Origin of the sequence: Pseudoclavibacter sp. CFCC 14310 (assembly GCF_008831165.1) — a bacterium.
Classification (GTDB): Bacteria; Actinomycetota; Actinomycetes; order Actinomycetales; family Microbacteriaceae; genus Pseudoclavibacter_A.
The window spans coordinates 269,971-287,853 of sequence record NZ_WBKC01000004.1 but is presented as its reverse complement, the minus strand read 5'-3'; the positions used below and the strand labels follow the sequence as shown (position 1 = coordinate 287,853).

The 17,883-nt window shown below is 65.0% G+C and carries 8 protein-coding genes, 1 tRNA gene and 1 other RNA gene; 3 read left to right on the top strand and 7 right to left on the bottom strand.

Annotated elements, in window-relative coordinates; translation table 11 throughout:
• Positions 1-72: 72 nt before the first annotated feature.
• The 3 genes from F8O06_RS10840 to F8O06_RS10830 form a co-directional block, all read right to left on the bottom strand.
• Positions 73-1,557: a malate:quinone oxidoreductase gene (locus F8O06_RS10840; protein WP_225733481.1), complete on the bottom strand. Its 1,485-nt coding sequence runs from the start codon at positions 1,555-1,557 to the stop codon at positions 73-75.
• 106 nt (positions 1,558-1,663) lie between these two features.
• Positions 1,664-2,743 (bottom strand): aspartate-semialdehyde dehydrogenase, encoded by a 1,080-nt coding sequence (locus tag F8O06_RS10835; protein WP_158038573.1) that lies wholly within the window; start codon positions 2,741-2,743, stop codon positions 1,664-1,666.
• The gene (locus tag F8O06_RS10830; protein ID WP_158030637.1) at positions 2,740-4,005 is read right to left on the bottom strand and encodes an aspartate kinase; all 1,266 of its coding nucleotides are present in this window, start codon (positions 4,003-4,005) and stop codon (positions 2,740-2,742) included. Before F8O06_RS10830 ends, F8O06_RS10835 begins: the two co-directional genes overlap by 4 nt.
• A gap of 219 nt (positions 4,006-4,224) precedes the next feature.
• Between F8O06_RS10830 and F8O06_RS10825 the strand changes: the two genes are divergently transcribed.
• Complete coding sequence (locus F8O06_RS10825) at positions 4,225-5,586, top strand: glycosyltransferase family 2 protein (RefSeq protein WP_192496929.1); 1,362 nt, start codon at positions 4,225-4,227, stop codon at positions 5,584-5,586.
• 46 nt (positions 5,587-5,632) lie between these two features.
• On the top strand, positions 5,633-6,826 hold the full coding sequence (gene wecB / locus F8O06_RS10820; protein WP_158038571.1) for a non-hydrolyzing UDP-N-acetylglucosamine 2-epimerase: 1,194 nt from the start codon (positions 5,633-5,635) through the stop codon (positions 6,824-6,826).
• A gap of 95 nt (positions 6,827-6,921) precedes the next feature.
• Here wecB and recR read toward each other — a convergent pair whose 3' ends face one another.
• The 4 genes from recR to F8O06_RS10800 all read right to left on the bottom strand — a co-directional run bounded on the left by recR (position 6,922) and on the right by F8O06_RS10800 (position 10,083).
• Positions 6,922-7,515, bottom strand: coding sequence for a recombination mediator RecR (gene recR, locus F8O06_RS10815; RefSeq protein WP_158038570.1), 594 nt, complete (start codon positions 7,513-7,515; stop codon positions 6,922-6,924).
• Positions 7,516-7,569: 54 nt separating this feature from the next.
• Complete coding sequence (locus F8O06_RS10810) at positions 7,570-9,774, bottom strand: DNA polymerase III subunit gamma and tau (RefSeq protein ID WP_158038569.1); 2,205 nt, start codon at positions 9,772-9,774, stop codon at positions 7,570-7,572.
• A gap of 111 nt (positions 9,775-9,885) precedes the next feature.
• Positions 9,886-9,982: signal recognition particle sRNA small type (gene ffs, locus F8O06_RS10805), an RNA gene on the bottom strand.
• A 16-nt stretch (positions 9,983-9,998) separates the two neighbouring features.
• Positions 9,999-10,083, bottom strand: a tRNA-Ser gene (locus F8O06_RS10800).
• A 217-nt stretch (positions 10,084-10,300) separates the two neighbouring features.
• Between F8O06_RS10800 and F8O06_RS10795 the strand changes: the two genes are divergently transcribed.
• Positions 10,301-17,791: a DUF5979 domain-containing protein gene (locus tag F8O06_RS10795; RefSeq protein WP_158038568.1), complete on the top strand. Its 7,491-nt coding sequence runs from the start codon at positions 10,301-10,303 to the stop codon at positions 17,789-17,791.
• Positions 17,792-17,883: the final 92 nt, after the last annotated feature.

Sequence of the window (17,883 nt, the reverse complement as noted above, 5' to 3'; positions counted from 1 at the left end):
CGAGACGGGGGCGGCGCGGATGTGCATCGCGGGCCGCCCCCGTCGGACGTGCTGAGAGACTGCGGTCAGGGGCTACGCAGTGAGTCCGAGCACCTCCGCCGTCGACGCGAACGTCTTCGCCGCCAGATCTGCGTCATCGCTCAGGTTCGTGCCGTAGGTGGGCACGAGGGTCTTGATCTGCTCGGCCCAGGCGCCGTCGAACTCAGACGGGAACGCCTGCTTCAGCAGTTTGAGCATGATCGGCACTGCCGTCGAGGCGCCCGGCGAAGCCCCGAGCAGGCCGGCGATTGAGCCGTCTGACGATGCCACGACCTCGGTACCGAACTGGAGCACGCCGCCTTTGCCCTTCTTCTTGATCACCTGCACCCGCTGGCCGGCCACGATGAGCTCCCAATCGTCGCCGTTCACCTCGGGGTAGAACTGGCGCAGGGCCTCGACACGTTTGGTGTGATTCTGCGCGACCTCGCCGACGAGGTACTTCACCAAGTCGAAGTTGTGCAGGCCGACGTCGATCATGGGCACCATGTTGCCGAAGCGAATCGAGCCGGGCAGATCGGTCCAGGAGCCGCTCTTCAGAAACTTCGGAGACCAGCCCGCGTACGGGCCGAACATCAGATGCTGCTCGCCGTTGACGTAGCGGGTGTCAAGGTGGGGCACCGACATCGGCGGTGCGCCCACAGCAGCCTGACCGTAGACTTTGGCGTGATGTCGCTTGGCGATCTCTGGGGTCTTGGCCCGCAGGAACTCACCGCTGATCGGGAACCCTCCGAAGCCGGCGATCTCGGGGATGCCGCTCTTCTGCAGCAGGTGCAGGGCACCGCCGCCGGCCCCGATGAAGACGAACTTCGCGGTGAACGTCTCGGTTGCACCGTTGCCGCGGTTCTTGACCTTGAGCGACCAACGGCCGTCGCCCCGACGCTGGACGTCGCGAACCTCGGCGTTGTACGTGATCGAGGTGTCGCGCTCGGCGGCGAACCTGAGCAGGCTCTTGGTCAGTGCGCCGAAGTCGACGTCGGTGCCGGCCTCGGTGCGCGTCGCAGCGACCTGCTGTTCGCCGTCGCGGCCCTTGATCAGCAGGGGCGCCCACTGCTGGATGGTGCGCTTGTTGCCGGTGAACTCCATGCCCTGGAACAGCGGGTGGTCTTTCAGCGCCTCATAGCGTGCCTTCAGAAAGTCGCTGTGCTCTTTGCCCATGACAAAGCTCATGTGCGGCACGGTGTGGATGAAACGGTCGGCCTCGAGGTGGCCTTCGTTCACGAGATGCGCCCAGAACTGGCGCGAAAGCTGGAACTGCTCGTTGACGTTGACGGCCTTGTCGATGCTGACGGTGCCGTCTGCGGCCTGCGGTGTGTAGTTCAGCTCGCACAGCGCCGAGTGGCCGGTACCCGCATTGTGCCACGGGTCTGAGCTCTCACGCCCAGCGCCGGGCAGGCGCTCGAACACCTCGATCGACCAATCGGGCTGCAGAATCTTCAGGAAGGTGGCGAGCGTTGCGCTCATGATGCCCGCCCCGACGAGAATCACGTCGCGGTCGTTGCGGGAAAGCGGTGTAGTCACTGACGGGTCTCCAGTTTCACTTCGGCCTCGTGCCGGCCTCTTCGCCGACGGGGTGTCGAGCACGCCGACACCTCATCCATCATAGCGCCGGGTCAAATCGCGCTGCTCAGGCGCCGAAGCGCTCGTCGGCGATCAGTTCGCCGATCTGCACGGTGTTGAGGGCCGCGCCCTTGCGCAGGTTGTCGTTGGTGACGAAGAGCACGAGGCCACGGTCGTCGTCGACGGTCTGATCCTGCCGAATGCGACCCACGAAGCTCGGGTCCGCTCCGGCGGCCTGCAGCGGGGTCGGCACCGCGCTCAGCTCGACGGCAGGCGCGGCTGCCAGAACGCGCTCGGCATCCGCTGGTGAGATCGGGCGTTCGAACTCGGCATGAATCGAGAGCGCATGGCCTGTGAACACCGGCACGCGCACGCAGGTGCCCGCCACACGCAGCTCGGGCAGCTCGAGGATCTTCCGGCTCTCGTTGCGCAGCTTCTGCTCTTCGTCGGTCTCGAGCGAGCCGTCGTCGACGAGGTTGCCGGCCAGCGGCACGACATCGAAGGCGATCGGCGCGACGTACTTCTGAGGTGTCGGAAACTCCACCGAGTCGCCGTCGAAGGTGAGCTGGCGGAAGTCCTGCTTCACCACGGCCTCGACCTGCGAAGCGAGCTCTTCGACGCCGCCGAGACCGGAGCCCGACACCGCCTGGTAGGTGCTCACGACGAGCTTCTTGAGCCCGGCCGCATCGTGCAGCGGCTTGAGCACCGGCATGGCCGCCATGGTCGTGCAGTTGGGGTTCGCGATGATGCCCTTGCGCAGCCCAGCCAGCGCATGCGGGTTCACCTCGCGCACGATCAGCGGCACATCCGGATCGCCACGCCAGGCCGATGAGTTGTCGACCACGATCGCACCGGCGGCTGCGAACTTCGGCGCGTACTCGCGTGACGCCGCGCCGCCTGCCGAGAAGAGCGCCAGATCGATGCCGGCGAGATCGTCGGCGGATGCAATGGTCACGTCTTCGACGATGATCTCGCGGTCGCGCCAGGTCAGGGTCTTGCCGGCAGAGCGTGGTGACGAGAAGAAGCGCAGCTGATCGACCGGGAAGTCGCGTTCGTCGAGCAGGCGTCGGATGACACCGCCGACCTGGCCGGTCGCGCCGACCACGGCGACGTTCAGCGGGCGGGTGGGATGTGTGTAGGTGCTCATCGTCCTGTTCCTCCGTAGACCACGGCCTCGCCGTTGGCGTCAAGGCCGAAAGCGGTGTGCACGGCGCGCACGGCCTCGTCGAGGCTGTCGAGCCGGGTGACCACTGACACGCGAATGTCACTGGTCGAGATCATCTCGATGTTGATGTCGTTGTCAGCCAGCGCAGAGAAGAAGCGAGCCGAGACACCGGGATGCGTTCGCATCCCCGCGCCGACGATTGCCAGTTTCGCGATCTGGTCGTCGTACTGGATCGACTCGAAGCCGAGCGCCTCCTGATGACGACGCAGCGATGCGACCACCCGGGGGCCGTCGCCGGTCGGCAGGGTGAAAGAGATGTCTGTGCGACCAGTCGCCGCGGCCGAGATGTTCTGCACGATCATGTCGATGCTGGTGCCCTCGTCAGAGACGACCTTGAAGAGGTCGGCGGCGCGACCGATCTTGTCGGGAACCCCGATGACGGTGATCTTCGCCTCGTCTTTGTCAGTGGCGACTCCGGTGATGATGGGTGCTTCCACGGTCTCTCCCTCTTCGGGCTCGGCGACGATGGTGCCGGCCTTGTTGCTGAACGACGAACGCACGTGCAGGGTCACGTGATGACGGCGGGCGAACTCCACGGCGCGAATATAGAGCACCTTCGCGCCCGACGAGGCGAGTTCGAGCATCTCTTCACTGGTGACGAAGTCGAGTTTGTGCGCGGTGGGCACGACGCGCGGGTCTGCGGTGAAGACGCCGTCGACATCGGTGTAGATCTCGCAGACGTCGGCGTGCATGGCCGCGGCCAGCGCGACGGCGGTGGTGTCCGAGCCGCCTCGACCGAGCGTGGTGATGTCGCCGGTGCTGCGGTTGAACCCCTGGAAGCCGGCGACGATGGCGATGGCCCCGTCTTCGATGGCTTCGAACACGCGCTTGGGCGTGACGTCGACGATGCTGGCGTTGCCGTGAATGGCGTCGGTGACCAGGCCGGCCTGCGACCCGGTGAACGACCGGGCCTCCTGCCCGAGGGCGATGATGGCCATCGCGAGCAGCGACATCGAGATGCGCTCTCCGGCGGTGAGCAGCATGTCGAGCTCGCGGCCGCTGGGAGTGACCGAGACCTCGTGTGCGAGGTCGATGAGCTCGTCGGTGGTGTCACCCATGGCGCTGACGACGACGACGACGTCGTTGCCGGCCTTCTTCGTCTCGACGATGCGCTTGGCGACGCGCTTGATGCCCGTTGCGTCCGAGACGGATGATCCCCCGAACTTCTGTACGACGAGTGCCACGCGGTCTTCCCTGCCTTGTCTGAGTCTGCGGTGGCCGAGATCTCTGCGCGCAGCGCCGTCGAGGCCCCACGCGTCGGATGACTGCCGAACTCCAGTCTAACCGGTGCTGCGCGCCCACGGCAGGGTGGGTCGTCGCACACGTCTTTCTCATACTGAGCAACTATTGTGATGAGGGGCATGACACCTGTGCCCCGAGAACATCGACGAGGCGGTGCCGAAATGTCGCAGCTGGAGTCACTGCGTGACATTCTTGTCGCGATCAACCCCTTCAGCGGGCTGCCTCCGATTCTTCAGACGGTCTACTGGGTGGTCTTCGTCACGATTCTGATATCGATCCTCTCGGAGCTGTGGCTGATGGCCAAGGGGGCTCGGGCGACCTCGCGCCACGGCTCTTCAGGGCCGGCCCAGGCGACCGACGACTACCTCTGGGTGTTCGTCGTTCCCGCACTCAACGAGGAGACCACCATTCGCGACTCGGTCACGCGGCTGCAGGCGGTCGACGTTCGGCACCGACGCATCCTCGTGGTCAACGACGGGTCAGAGGACGGCACAGGCGCGGTGCTCGACGAGATCACCTCGGCCTCTGACGACGTGCTGGTACTGACCAGAAGACCACCGAGTGCCCGCCAGGGGAAGGCAGCAGCGCTCAACGCGGCCTACCGCCATCTGCTGGCCGAGCGCAGTGACCCGACCTCGTCTCTCGCGCAGTTCGACGAGGCGCACACCGTCATCGTCATCGTCGACGCCGACGGTCGTCTGGAGCCTGACGCTCCCCGGGCGGTGACTCCTCATTTCGACGACGCGCGTGTCGGCGGCGTGCAGGTGCTCGTGCGCATCTACAACCGTGCTCGTGTGCTGCCCTGGGTGCAGGATCTGGAGTTCGCCGTCTTCGGCTGGGTCTATCAACGCGGCCGTTCGGCGCTCGACACCGCCAACATGGGCGGAAACGGGCAGTTCAACCGTCTGAGAGCTCTGCAGTCGATCGCCGACGAGTGCGGCCCGTGGCGCAACCGTCTGACCGAAGACCAGGATCTCGGCGTGCGTCTTCTGGAACAGGGATGGAAAGGGCGCCAGGAGAACTCGACGTGGGTGTCGCAGCAGGGGCTGTCTTCGCTTCGCCGACTCTACCGACAGCGTGTGCGCTGGTCTCAGGGCACTTGGCAGGCGCTTCGCCTGATCGCCCAGCCGCGCACCGGCATGAGGCCGCTCGCACGTGCCGACCAGATCTGGTATCTGCTCACCCCATGCACCCAGGCGCTCGTCGGAGCCACCGTCGCGCTCAGCGTCGTCTACGTCGCCATCGACATCGAGCATCTGCACATCGCAGTGATCACGGGGGTCATGTTCTATCTCATGTCATTCGCGCCCGGCGTGGCCGCCATGCTCGCCTCGCTGCGTGGAAACGGCCCGTGGCGAGTGCTGCTGGCCATCGCGCTGGCGCATTGCTTCGTGATCTACAGCTGGATAATCTATCCGGTGGTGTATCAGGCCGCCCTGCGGCAGCTGCTGCACAGACAGTCCTGGTCGAAGACGGCGAGAGAGCCGATCGACGACGACCCCGCGCTCAGTCTGTCCGTCTGACCGCGCCCTGGACGAGGCATCAGCCATCGAAAGGAATCCTCTCGCCATGACGCAGCCCGACCCGACGACAGTGACAGCGACTGCAGCGGCAGCTGACCATCCGCTGCGCGTCTGGGTGATCTACGGCACGCGGCCCGAAGGCATCAAAGTCGCCCCGCTCGTCCACGTTCTCGAACGTTCGCCGCTCTTCGCACCAGTCGCGATCTCGACGAAACAGCACCGAGAGATGCTCGAGCAGGTCAACGAGGTGCTCGATCTGCACCCGGCGCTGACAGACCATCTTGACGTGTTCCAGCCCGGGCAGGGCGTGAACGAGCTGTTGAGCAAGGTCATCGCCGGGGTAGACAGACTCATCGTCGAGGCGCCGGAACCGCCTGACTGCATCGTCGTTCAGGGCGATACGACAACGGCGGCGGGCACCGCGATCGCAGCCTTCAACAGGGATGTGCCTCTGGTGCACATGGAGGCCGGGCTGCGCAGCTGGGACATCCGCTCGCCTTTTCCAGAAGAGGCCAACCGGCGCCTGATCTCGCTCGTGGCATCGCTGCACCTGGCCCCCTCAGAGCGCGCGAGACACAACCTGCTGGAGGAGCGGATCCCAGCTGACCGCGTGATCGTCACCGGCAACACCGTGATCGATGCGCTGAAGTACATCACAGCCAAGGATCTGCCCGTCACAGACCCGCGGCTGCGAGCCCTGCTGGACAGCGGGCGCCCGTACATTCTGGTGACCACGCATCGCCGCGAGAACTGGGGCGAACCTCTGCGGCACATCGGGGCGGCGCTCGCGGCGCTGGCAGCGGCGCATCCTGAGATCGACATTTTCATTCCGCTGCACGGCAATCCGATGATTCATGCCACGCTTGCACCCTTCATCGACAGCTGCGAGAACATCATCGTCACCACGCCGCTCAGCTATCCCGATTTCGTGCACGCGATGAGCCGAGCCCATGTCATCCTCAGTGACTCTGGAGGGGTGCAGGAGGAGGCGCCGACCTTCGGCGTGCCGGTACTGCTGCTGCGCGAGACGACTGAACGCCCCTCGGCGGTGGCCTCGGGCGCGGTTCGGCTCGTCGGCACAGATCGCGACCGCATCGTGGCCGAGACCGAGCAGCTGCTGACCGATTCGCAGGCGTGGGCGAGGATGGCCCATGCTTCGAACCCCTATGGCGACGGGCACGCAGCCGAACTCTCGGCGGCTGCACTTGCCGACCTGCTCACTCGCACACGAAGCGAGTGAGCCAGTCGACGACTCTCGCCTCCGGCGACAGGCGGTGAGACGGACGTCTGCGCTGCGCGCTCACGAGGCCTGTGTGTGGCCGGGGCCTTGATGCGTCAGAGACTGCGTCGCCCCTCGAACGCGCGGCCGAGCGTGATCTCGTCTGCATATTCGAGATCGCCGCCCACGGGCAGGCCGGAGGCGAGTCTGGTCACTGAGATGTCGAGGTAGCTGAGCTGCCGGGAGAGATAGGTGGCCGTGGCCTCGCCTTCGAGATTGGGGTCGGTCGCGATGATGACCTCTTGCACGGTGCCGTCGGCGAGCCGAGGCATCAGGCTCGTGATGCGCAGCTGATCGGGGCCGACGCCGTCGATCGGGCTGATCGCGCCGCCGAGCACATGATAGAGACCGTGAAACTCGTGGGTGCGCTCGATCGCGGCCACGTCTTTGGGCTCTTCGACGACGCAGATCACCGTCTGGTCACGTCGAGCGTCGCTGCAGATGCTGCAGACGTCGGTCTCGGTGAGGTTGCCGCAGATGCTGCAGAAATGCACATGCTCGCGCACGGCCGCGAGCGTCTGCGCGAGCTTGGTCGGATTGTAGTGCTCGTCCTGCACGACAAAGAACGCGATGCGCTGGGCAGACTTCGGGCCGATGCCGGGCAGCTGCCCCAGCTCGTCGATCAGATCCTGGATCAGACCTTCGTACATGTGCTCCTACTGTTCGTGCTTCGTGACAGGTGACTCCCGGCGCGTGGCGGGCGCTCAGCGCTCGTCGATCGGCTTCGCATGCAGCATCTGGCGAATCACGGCTTCGCCATACTGCGCTCGGTGGTGTGGGGTGGTCGACTGCTGCGTCGGTGCAGGAGGCGGGGTGGGCGGTTCGGCCGACTGCGGGGTCTCGGAATCGAGATCGTCCGGGGCAGGAGCACCACCGTACTCGTCTTCGGGAGGTTCGGGCGGGAGCTCTTCTGGCCAAGGAGCGTCGGCGGCAGCGGAGGCGGGCTGCGGAGTGGTCGACGGCGGGGCCGAAGGCTCTGCGGAGTTCTTCGCTGGCGCCGTCGCTGTTGAGGGTGATGCGGCTGTATCGCCCGCTGTCGGACTCGTCGGCTCTGCAGGGGCAGACCCGGGGGTGCCGGCGTCGCGAGGGACGGGACTGCCGGTCACCTGCGGGGCGGGTCGGGTGCTGCCGCTGTGCGCGATGAAACGCATCCGGATGCCGAAGATCTGCTGCAGCGCATCGCGTACGCCGTCTGCGGCCGGGTTCGACCCGGTGCGGCTGCCGCGGAAGCTCTCGGCGTCTGTCGACGAAGCGAAGCTCAGAGTCAGGACGTCGTCGTGGAAAGCCACCGGTTTGGCATTAATCGCAACGATCCAAGCGCGACGGTTCGTACCCTCCAAATGCGCGAGCACCTGATCCCAACTGGCTCGAATCTGATCGAGCGTGAGCACAGTTGCCGGTGCGCTCGGCTGCTGCTGGGCGGTCGTGCTCTCGCCGGAGGCAGGGGCGGCAGCGCCGGCTGGGGGAGCCGGCGGCGTCGTCGAGGGCGCGGGAGCGCTGGCCGGGGCCGAGGTCTTGCCCGCTGGGCTCTCGGACGGAGCGGGGGAAAGCCGGGCTGACCCCTTCGGTTGCTCGGCACTCTGCGCTGGCACCGACTGTCGGGCTGCAGGCTGAGCCTCGGCCTGTGCCGCAGGCTGCGGGGCAGTCTCCTGCCCCGGCTGCGCCCTTTGAGGCGCTGCGGGCTCTGGCGAAGCAGTCTGTGGTGCACCTCCACGATTGCTCGGGGCACCATTTGCGGCGGCACCCTGCACGCCGATGCGGCGTTCGAGGCGGTCGATGCGGCTCAGGGCGCCGAGCTCGTTCGCATCGGCGGCTGGGACGAGCAGTCGTGCGCACATGAGTTCGAGCTGCATCCTCGGGCTCGTGGTGCCCGCCATCGTGTTCAGCGTGTGATTGACGATGTCTGCAGCGCGCGACAGCTCGGCCGTGCCGAACTCGCGAGCCTGGCGCTGCAGCACATCGAGCTCGTCTTGGCTCGTGCCGCGCAGAATCGCCTGCGCCTGGTCAGGGGCGGCCTGCACGACGATGAGATCGCGCAGTCGTTCGAGCACGTCTTCGGCAAAGCGCTTCGGATCCTGACCTGTCTGCACCACCTTGTCGACGCTGAGGAACAGCTGCTCGGCCTGCTGCCGCCCGATGGCGTCGATCACCTCGGCGAGCAGATCGCCGGGCGTGTAGCCGAGGAGTCCGATGGTGCGTGCATACGAGATCGTGCCGGTCTCAGAGCCCGCGATGAGCTGGTCGACCACCGACAGGGTGTCACGCACCGAACCGCCGCCCGCACGCACGGCCAGAGGCAGCACGCCGGGCTCAGCCGAGACATCCTCGGCAGACAGGATCTTCTCGAGAAACGGCAGCATCGTGGCAGGGGGCACCAGCCGGAAGGGATAGTGGTGCGTGCGCGACCGGATCGTGCCGATGACCTTCTCTGGCTCGGTGGTCGCGAAGATGAACTTCACGTGTTCTGGCGGCTCTTCGACGAGCTTCAGCAGCGCATTGAAGCCGGCTGCCGTGACCATATGGGCCTCGTCGATGATGAAGACTTTGTATCGGTCACGTGCCGGGGCGAACACGGCGCGCTCGCGAAGGTCGCGGGCGTCGTCGACGCCACCATGACTGGCTGCGTCGATCTCGATGACGTCGAGTGAGCCGGACCCGCCGGTCGCGAGTTCGCGGCAGCTGGCGCATTCGCCGCATGGGGTGTCAGTGGGGCCCTGCTCGCAGTTCAGGCAGCGGGCCAGAATGCGTGCCGACGTGGTCTTGCCGCAGCCGCGCGGCCCGGAGAAGAGATAGGCATGGTTCACACGATTCGTGCGCAGCGCGGTGGACAGGGGAGCCGTCACCTGCTCCTGACCGATGAGGTCGGCGAAGGTGTCTGGGCGATAGCGTCGATAGAGTGCGGTGACCACGTGTCAAGAGTACCCGTCGGGTACGACACGAACGGTGGATGCCGTACATCTGTGAGCGAACACGCGCACGTCGTACTGGTGTGCAGAGACGATGGCCGGTGTGCTGAGAAAAGAAAAGACTCCTCGCGCACCCGACAGAGCCCGGTTACCCTTGCTGCGTTTCCGCCCTGGGGGAATTGGCCTGGATGTCGTCACACGAGGAGCCGACTGCAACATTAGCACAGCGGAGGATAGGGGATTCGAACCCCTGAGGGCTTGCACCCAACTCGCTTTCCAAGCGAGCGCCATAGGCCACTAGGCGAATCCTCCAGGCGTCGCGCATCCGAAGACGGCAACTCTGCGAGTATACCCAATAGCCATACCCCGTGAATGACAGCTGTCAAGGCGGGGTGATTCTTGGGGTGAATTCTTCCAGAAACCGACTTCTGTTGGAGAACCGCTGCCTATTCTCATGCACAGTGCGTCTGCCCTCTCCGCAGCCGATGGATTCGGACAGTGAGGGCGCCTTGGCGTGCACGGGGATGGAATGAAGGACAAAGACATGGGCATAGGGGCGAAGAGGCACGTGCAGGAACAGCCTGCGACGAACGGTGGAAGGCGCAAACGCCTCCTGAGTGGGATGCTGGGAATCGTCAGTGCGTTCGCTCTCGTCGTCAGCGGCTTCGCGCCGGCGATCGGCTCGTTGGCGCAGGCACTGCCAGCGGTCGCTGACGAACTGCCCGAATACCTGGCCATCAGCAAGTCTGTCGACGGAGCAGATCTCAGGACGCTTGAGCCCGGCCAGTCATTCACCTATCAGATCGATCTCAAGTGCTCTGAGAGCAACTGCCTGAACGCTCAGGCTGTCGACCGACTGCCATCCGAACTCCAGGGCTTCAGAATCAATGGTGTCGAGGTGACTCCGAACGAGGTCGGCGGTGTGGTGACCTGGAAAGACGGTGAGAGCACCGTGCCACAGCCCCAGACTGTGGGCGCCGACACCGGATTCGTCCTCGACCTGAATCAGGCGTTCCCCGGTGGAAAGGGCCTGGCCGACGGCACGACCGCCCACATCAATGTCACGCTGCAGGTGCCGGCCGACTTCTCGCCCGACGACCCCCGCAACGGCCAGACGATCACCAACACTGCGAAGAGCACCGCCGACAACTCACGCGCTGACGAAGACTCGGCCGATGTCGTCGTCAAGGTCGATCAGAGAATCGATGCGGCAGTCGATAAGGGCTGGACGCCCGCCAAGGCCTCATACAACCCTGGTGATGCATCGACCATCACGCTCAAGTCGTCGAACACCTCCAACGTCACGGTCGACAGCCTCGTCGTGCAGGAGCCGCAGTCCTCTGACGCAACCGACGGCGCCGCTGCTCTCGCCGAGAACAATCCCTTCCGCATCACCGACTTCACGGGGTTCGGCACTTCTCAGAAACCGGCCGGGGCGGATACCGTGCAGGTCGATGCTTACGTCAAGGGCGAGGACGGACAGTGGCACTGGGTCACCGGCACACCCGGCGTCGACTTCGTGCTGCCCGCAGGTGTGACCAACGACGAGGTCGGCGGCCTGCGTTTCACCTATCAGGGTGCCCTCGCGCCCCGTGCGGCTGACGACATCCAGCTGCAGCTGGTGCAGCGAGCGACCGACCGCAACGACGACAGCGATCTGTCGACGAAGACGTCGACCATCGCCAACGTGGCTCAGGCGCAGACTGCCAAGGGCGACGCAAAGAGCGAGGTCAAGACCGATGACGCCACGTACACGGTGGCTCCGAGCGCGATCGCCACGAGCGTCGACAAGTCGTTCACGCCCAGCCGCCTGCCGGCCGGCAACACCACGACCGGCACGATCCTGGCGAAGAACACCGCATCACCGGTCAAGACTCTGACGATCTCGGACAACTCCGGGTTCTTCTCCGACACAACGAAGTTCTCCGGATTCACCGATCCGATCGCCTACCCCGACAGCGCCACAAGCGGCAAGGTCGTCTTCCACATGAGCGACGGCACGACGAAGGAGGTCGCCTTCGCCGACGGAGACACCCCGCAGACTCCGGCTGGCGTCGTCACCGGATTCGACGTCGTGTTCGGCGCAGAGACGAACAGCATCATCAGCAATGGTCAGACGACTGTGAAGTTCAGGGTCTCGACCACGAGCGACGTCGATTTCGGAGACGAGACCACGCTGACCTCGACCAATACCGCCACATCGAACGTCGAGGCGGCGAACGGCCAGACCGGCACCGATTCCGACTCGGCCGACCTGACCATCATCAAGCCCGCTGTCAACGTTCATCTCGACAAGACTCTGAAGCCGGCCGACAACGTCGAGCCGGGCCAGGAAGTGGTCGCCGAGATGAAGTCGACTGCCGAGTCGGGTTCTGACTACGTCAAGCCGACGAAGATCGTCGTCGAGGACTCATGGGCCGACGACAAACCTGCAGACGGCTTCTGGAACGCCTTCGACCTTGCCTCGATTCAGCCGACCCAGGTACCTGCCGGAGCATCGCTGACGGTCGAGGTGCAGAAGGCCGACGGGAGCTGGATCACCCTGGACACCAAAGACGCACAGACCGGCGCGTCGCTGTACCAGCTGAGCGCCGCCGATCTGGCGGCCAAGCTGAACGGAGTCTCCGCCGACTCTCTGACCGGCATCCGATTCACGTTCGAGAAGCCTGCCGATGATCCGTTCCCCGCAAGTGCCACAGTGCGCCCGTACGTGAGCTATACAGCCAGAGAGAACACGCGACTCGATGCTTCGACGCCGACGGATCAAACGGATGGCGACGACGACGCCCAGCAGAAGTCGACCAAGTATCAGAACTCGGCGACCACGAAGGGCACCGGAACGACGGACGACGGCACAGAGATCTCCGGCACCGACGACGCCCAGGCCGATACCGGCGTCATCGTCTACCCGGGAGACCACGGAACCGGGCCGGCCAGCCACATCAGCAAGGTGTGGGATCGTGACTCCGTTGCCGCACAGTCCGGTGACGTCGCCACCACGCATTTGAACTGGCGTGTCAGCAAGGGCATCACACAGGCGAGAATCACAGACCCGCAGAGTGACCTCGAAACGCCGAAGAACACCGTCTTCGACGCGTTCGACCTCACCGCTGTCAACGGCGTGCAGGTCTCGAACGACGCCTATTCCAACGGGTGGTTCATGAAGTACGACACGGTCGCGTCGATCGAGCTGTACTCCAACGGAGCGTGGCACACGGTCGCCCCGACGGGCGGCGCCTGGCAGCAGCCCGACGGCAGCTTCAAGGGCTACCGCCTGACCCCCGACGAGAAAGCGAACTCCACGGCCGTGCGGGTCACGGTCGTGCCGAACGACGTCGCTCGAACAGCAGCCCTTGAGAACGGTACCGACCCCTACGCCCCGGCACCGGGGTCGGGCGTGGCAGCATCGAGCGCTGATCGCACGTTCGACCTCGTCTGGACGCTGCGCAACAAAACTCGCTCAGACGGGTCGTTCGTCACGGCGAACAGCGCACTCAACAACGGCTTGGGCGCCGTCGACAATTCCGTCGCGATCGACGGAACGACGGCCAACGGCACCACGCACGACGAAGATGACGACACGATCGTCGTTCGAAACTACGATCCGTCAGTGGCGGTGACCAAAGACACCAGGGCTCAGCAGCCGATTCAGGTGCCTGCGCCGGCAACCGTTCCTGCTGCCCAGTACCCGACCAACAGCTACACGCTGACGGCTCACAACAACGCTCTGAGTCGTGCGTCATACGTGCGGGTGACCGACCCGACTCCCTGTGATGACACGAATCTCTCCGCCTGCCCGTCAGCGGGCGACGCGGCGGGCGCATTGGCGAATCCATTTCTGGACAACGCCGATGTGCAGTCTGGTGCGATGGACACCGACCCGGGCACGCCCAACCCCTTCAATCGGCAGAACATCACCAAGATCACCGTCAGCGCTTCGGTCGCCGACGAGGTGGATCTGACGAAGTCGAAGGTCTGGCTGCTGCACTTCACCCCCGGGGCTCCGGGCAGCGAGACCGGACAATACTCGTTCAGCGAGTCGACCGCGGCCGAGGTGAACGCGCTTCCGGCCGGGAGCCTCGCCGACGTCGTCGGGATCTCAGTGACCTATCAGGGCACCGACCCCGTCTCGACGGGCGGGACGATCAGCGCCGGCAACGCACTGTCGATCACGATCGACACGCAGGTGCGTGACACGCTGCGCACGACCGGTGCAGAATTCGTGCCGAAGGCGGACGAACTGAAGGTCTCCAAGAACCGTGTGTTCGCACAGTCATATGATCCGGTGCTCGCGCCAGACACGAAGACCGGTGACACAGACGATGCAACCGTGAACTACACCACCGGAACGATCGATGTGAAGCCGGGGAAGTCGATCACGAGCGGCAGCATCACTGCCGTTGATCCGAAGGCTGCCCAGACTGTGACGCTGACAGCAGATCAGGGGGCGTCATCCGTGTCTCCGACTCGCGTGGATATCACCGATCAGCCTGACGGAGACAACGGCTCGGACGGCTTCTGGACGAACTTCGACTTCACCGGGCTCGGCGCAGTCACATTCCCGGCTGGTGCCGATCGTGTGGTCGTCTCGGCCTACGGGCCGTTCGGCGCGGGCAACGTTCTGAGCTGGAAGGACAGCGAGCCGCAGCCCAAGACGGCGGGCACGTTCGCCGTTCCCGTCGACGCAGCCGACTACAGCGCGATTCAGGGCTTGAAGTTCACCTTCACGAGAGCCGACGGCTCGGTGTTCTCGACGACGACGCCGAACTGGAGCGCGGGTGCGACGTTTACCGCCGTGCTGCGTGACACCGTGCGTGGAGGAGATGCCGCTGTCGCCTTCCCGGACAGTGCAACAGACAAGGTGACCGCGCAGAGCACGGGCCTGCTGGACACCAGCGATGAGAAGCCTGCGACGGCTCCGGTCACCTGGACGACAGGCACCGCGAAGCTCGCGATCGACAAACTGGCGAATGGCGGTGCGCGTTCGGCGTCTGTCGGATCCATGGTGCCGTGGGACATCACGATCAGCAACGCCGGCACGGGCTTCCTCGATCTCACTCAGGTCGTTGACACGTTGCCAGCAGCGCTCAAATTCACCGGTTCGGGCAGTCCCGCAGATCCGGGGCATCCAGTGCAGTTCACCCCCGGAACCCTGCCGGACGGATCACCTGGATCTCTGAAGACTGCTCCGACCACGGATTCCTCCGCGGCAGGCAAAGTCGTGTTCACCTGGCCGCAGGGCGATTCTCGCCTGCAGCCTGGTGAGACAGCTGTGATCCGAATCTGGCTCGAACTGCAGCCTGGACCGGCATCCGGCGAGAGAGTCACCAACAACGTTTCGGCGTTCACCGAGCAGACCTTGGACAGCGTGAGCGACGCGAAGCCCAACAACGGTGCCGGTGCGGTCACTGCCGACGGAGAGGACGGGGCTCAGACCTCGGACTACGTATCGCCGACTCTCGGTGAGAACCTCTACGTGGTCAAGGGCGTCAACGGCGCTCTGGACGGAGCGGTGAACACTCTGGACCCGACGCAGAACTGCACGTCGTCTCTGCAGGGGTACAACGGGCGCAGCTACTACCGCTCACCGTGTGCGGCCAACAGCACGATCAACGGCACTGACCAATGGGTTCTGCACATGGTCAACGCGGGTACGACCGATGTGAAGCGGGCGCAGTTCTTCGACCAGCTGCCGGTTCCGGGTGACAAGTACCTGGTCGCCAGCGGCAACGACCGCGGCAGCGCATATCGCCCGCAGCTCCTGGATGATCTGCAGGTCATCGGCGCCCCGGCCGGTACGACGCAGACCGTCGAGGTCACAAGCGACGCGAATGCGTGTGTCGCCACCTGGGGAACCCTTCCCGCAGCGGGTAGCGCCTGTGCGGCCAACAGCTGGACAGCGGCCGACGGAGACACCGACTGGTCGAAAGTCAGCGGAATCAGAGTCACACTCGATTTCACGACCTCCTCCCAGGGCGCTTTGAAGCCAGGGCAGGGTGCCGACGTCACCTACTCGAGCCGCAACACGCCGAAGAGCGCCGCGGACGTCACTGGTGCCGCCACCGACATTCCTGCTCTCGACCAGTTCGCCTGGAACCAGTTCGGTCTGCTCTACACCGGTGACAAGACCGACAAGATCGCGCCGAGCCTCGTCGGCACACATCTGCGCACCGGATCGATCGAGGTGACGAAGGCGGTGACCGGCGAGGCCGGTGCCTACGCACCGAACGCGTTCACAGCGAACGTCGTGTGCACGATCCCGGCAAAGGATGGGCAGACGGAGGTACCGCTGACCTTCGGCGGCCAGACGTCCAAGCAGGTCACGCTCACAAAGCAGAGCGATGGCACCTACGCGGCTCAGCGCGTCTCGGGCATTCCGGTGGGAGCATCCTGCGATGTGAAGGAGGACGGCGAGGCCGGGCACTTCGGAGAGACGACGCGTAACCCGGCAGACGGCGTCTCCCTGCAGATCAGCGAACCGGATGCCTACGCCTCAGGATCCAGCGACAAGGGAGAGCCCACCAACAAGGTGCCGGCAGCTCAGGTCGCAGATCTCGCCAATGACTACCAGTGGTCAGGGCTGAGCGTCACGAAGAAGGTCGACACGCAGGCAGACTCCGGCACCTTCGGACCCTTCGCGTTCGCCGTGCGATGCACGACTTCCGATGGGCAGACGGTCAGGTTCGGCGACGCTGATCGGGTCGAGTTCACGCTCGAGCCGAATGGCACCTGGACTGCACCGGCGAAGACGATTCCGGCGCGCAGTGACTGCACGATCGCCGAGACCGACAGCGACAAGGCCGACAGCACCGTCATCACCGGTGACAACGTCAGGAAGAATGACGATGGTTCGGCGACTGTCAACGTCGGAACGGATGCTTCCGCCGTCGTCAGCACGCTGGTGACGAACCACTATGACGCCGGAACCCTCACAGTGGGGAAGAAGATCAACGGTCCAGGTGCCGAGAAATACGGCACCGGTGCATTCGAGTTCCATGCGATCTGCACGTACGACGATGATCAGACTCTCCTGGACGAGACCTTCTCTCTGCTGGCCGACGAGACGAAGACCTTCGGCGTCTACCCGGCGGGCACCGAATGCCACGTCGACGAGACCAAGACCGGCGCAGCGACAGCGACCAGTCTCGATCCAGATGGCGGCGACGTGACGATCGCTCATGGCGACGCAGTCACGAACGTGACCGCGACTGCGACGAACACCTATGACGTGGGTTCGCTTCAGATCGACAAGAGCGTCGTCGGAGACGGGGCCGAGCTCTATGGTGCCGGGCCCTTCGAAGCTCAGGCCATCTGCACGTACGACCGCGACGGGGAGCAGCAGACGATCGACTTGGCGAACGACGGCAGAGTCGCACTGAACGCTGCCAACGGCTACTCGGCGACCATCGGCAACCTGCTCAAGGGGTCGTCGTGCACGGTTACCGAGACGAAGTCTGCAGGTGCGACTGCGAGCGCCCTCGACCCGGCAGACGGCACAGTGGTCGTCGGTGGAGAGAACGATGACCCCGTCACCGTGAACATCACCAACACCTTCGAGGTCGGCAGCATCGACATCGTCAAGAAGCGCGTCGGCGTGGGTGCAGATGCGTACGGCAAGGGACCCTTCGAGGCTCAGGCCGTCTGCACCTATCAGAAGGACGGCGAGCAGACCCCGATCGAGCTGCCGAATGACGGCAGAGTCGAGCTGAGCGAACAGAACGGCTACCGGGCGAGCATCGACGACCTGCTCGTGGGCGCTGACTGCAAGATCTCAGAGACTGAGACCGGCGGGGCCGATGTCGTCTCGATCGACCCGCAAGACGGAGAGATCACCGTCGACGACCGGCCGGGGGCTCAGACCGTGACGATCACGAACGAGTTCAACACGGCGCCGCCGACAGACGAGGGCGGTCTCGCCCGTACCGGTGAGACCATCGGAGCGGTGCTGTTCGGAGCAGCTGTGCTGCTCGGCGGGGCGGGTCTGATGCTGCTGGCGCGCAGCCGTCGCAAGCATCTGTGAGGCGCAGGGTGATCTGACGCACGCTCAAAGGCCGGGCAGAGACATCGTCTCTGCCCGGCCTTTGAGCGCACAGGCGGCTCCGGCTGCCGCCT

Bases quoted from the DNA above. Each gene is read 5' to 3' on its own strand.
- F8O06_RS10795 (WP_158038568.1), top strand. From the start codon at position 10,301: ATGAAGGACAAAGACATGGGCATAGGGGCGAAGAGGCACGTGCAGGAA.
- F8O06_RS10825 (WP_192496929.1), top strand. From the start codon at position 4,225: ATGTCGCAGCTGGAGTCACTGCGTGACATTCTTGTCGCGATCAACCCC.
- F8O06_RS10835 (WP_158038573.1), bottom strand. From the start codon at position 2,743: ATGAGCACCTACACACATCCCACCCGCCCGCTGAACGTCGCCGTGGTC.
- wecB (WP_158038571.1), top strand. From the start codon at position 5,633: ATGACGCAGCCCGACCCGACGACAGTGACAGCGACTGCAGCGGCAGCT.
- recR (WP_158038570.1), bottom strand. From the start codon at position 7,515: ATGTACGAAGGTCTGATCCAGGATCTGATCGACGAGCTGGGGCAGCTG.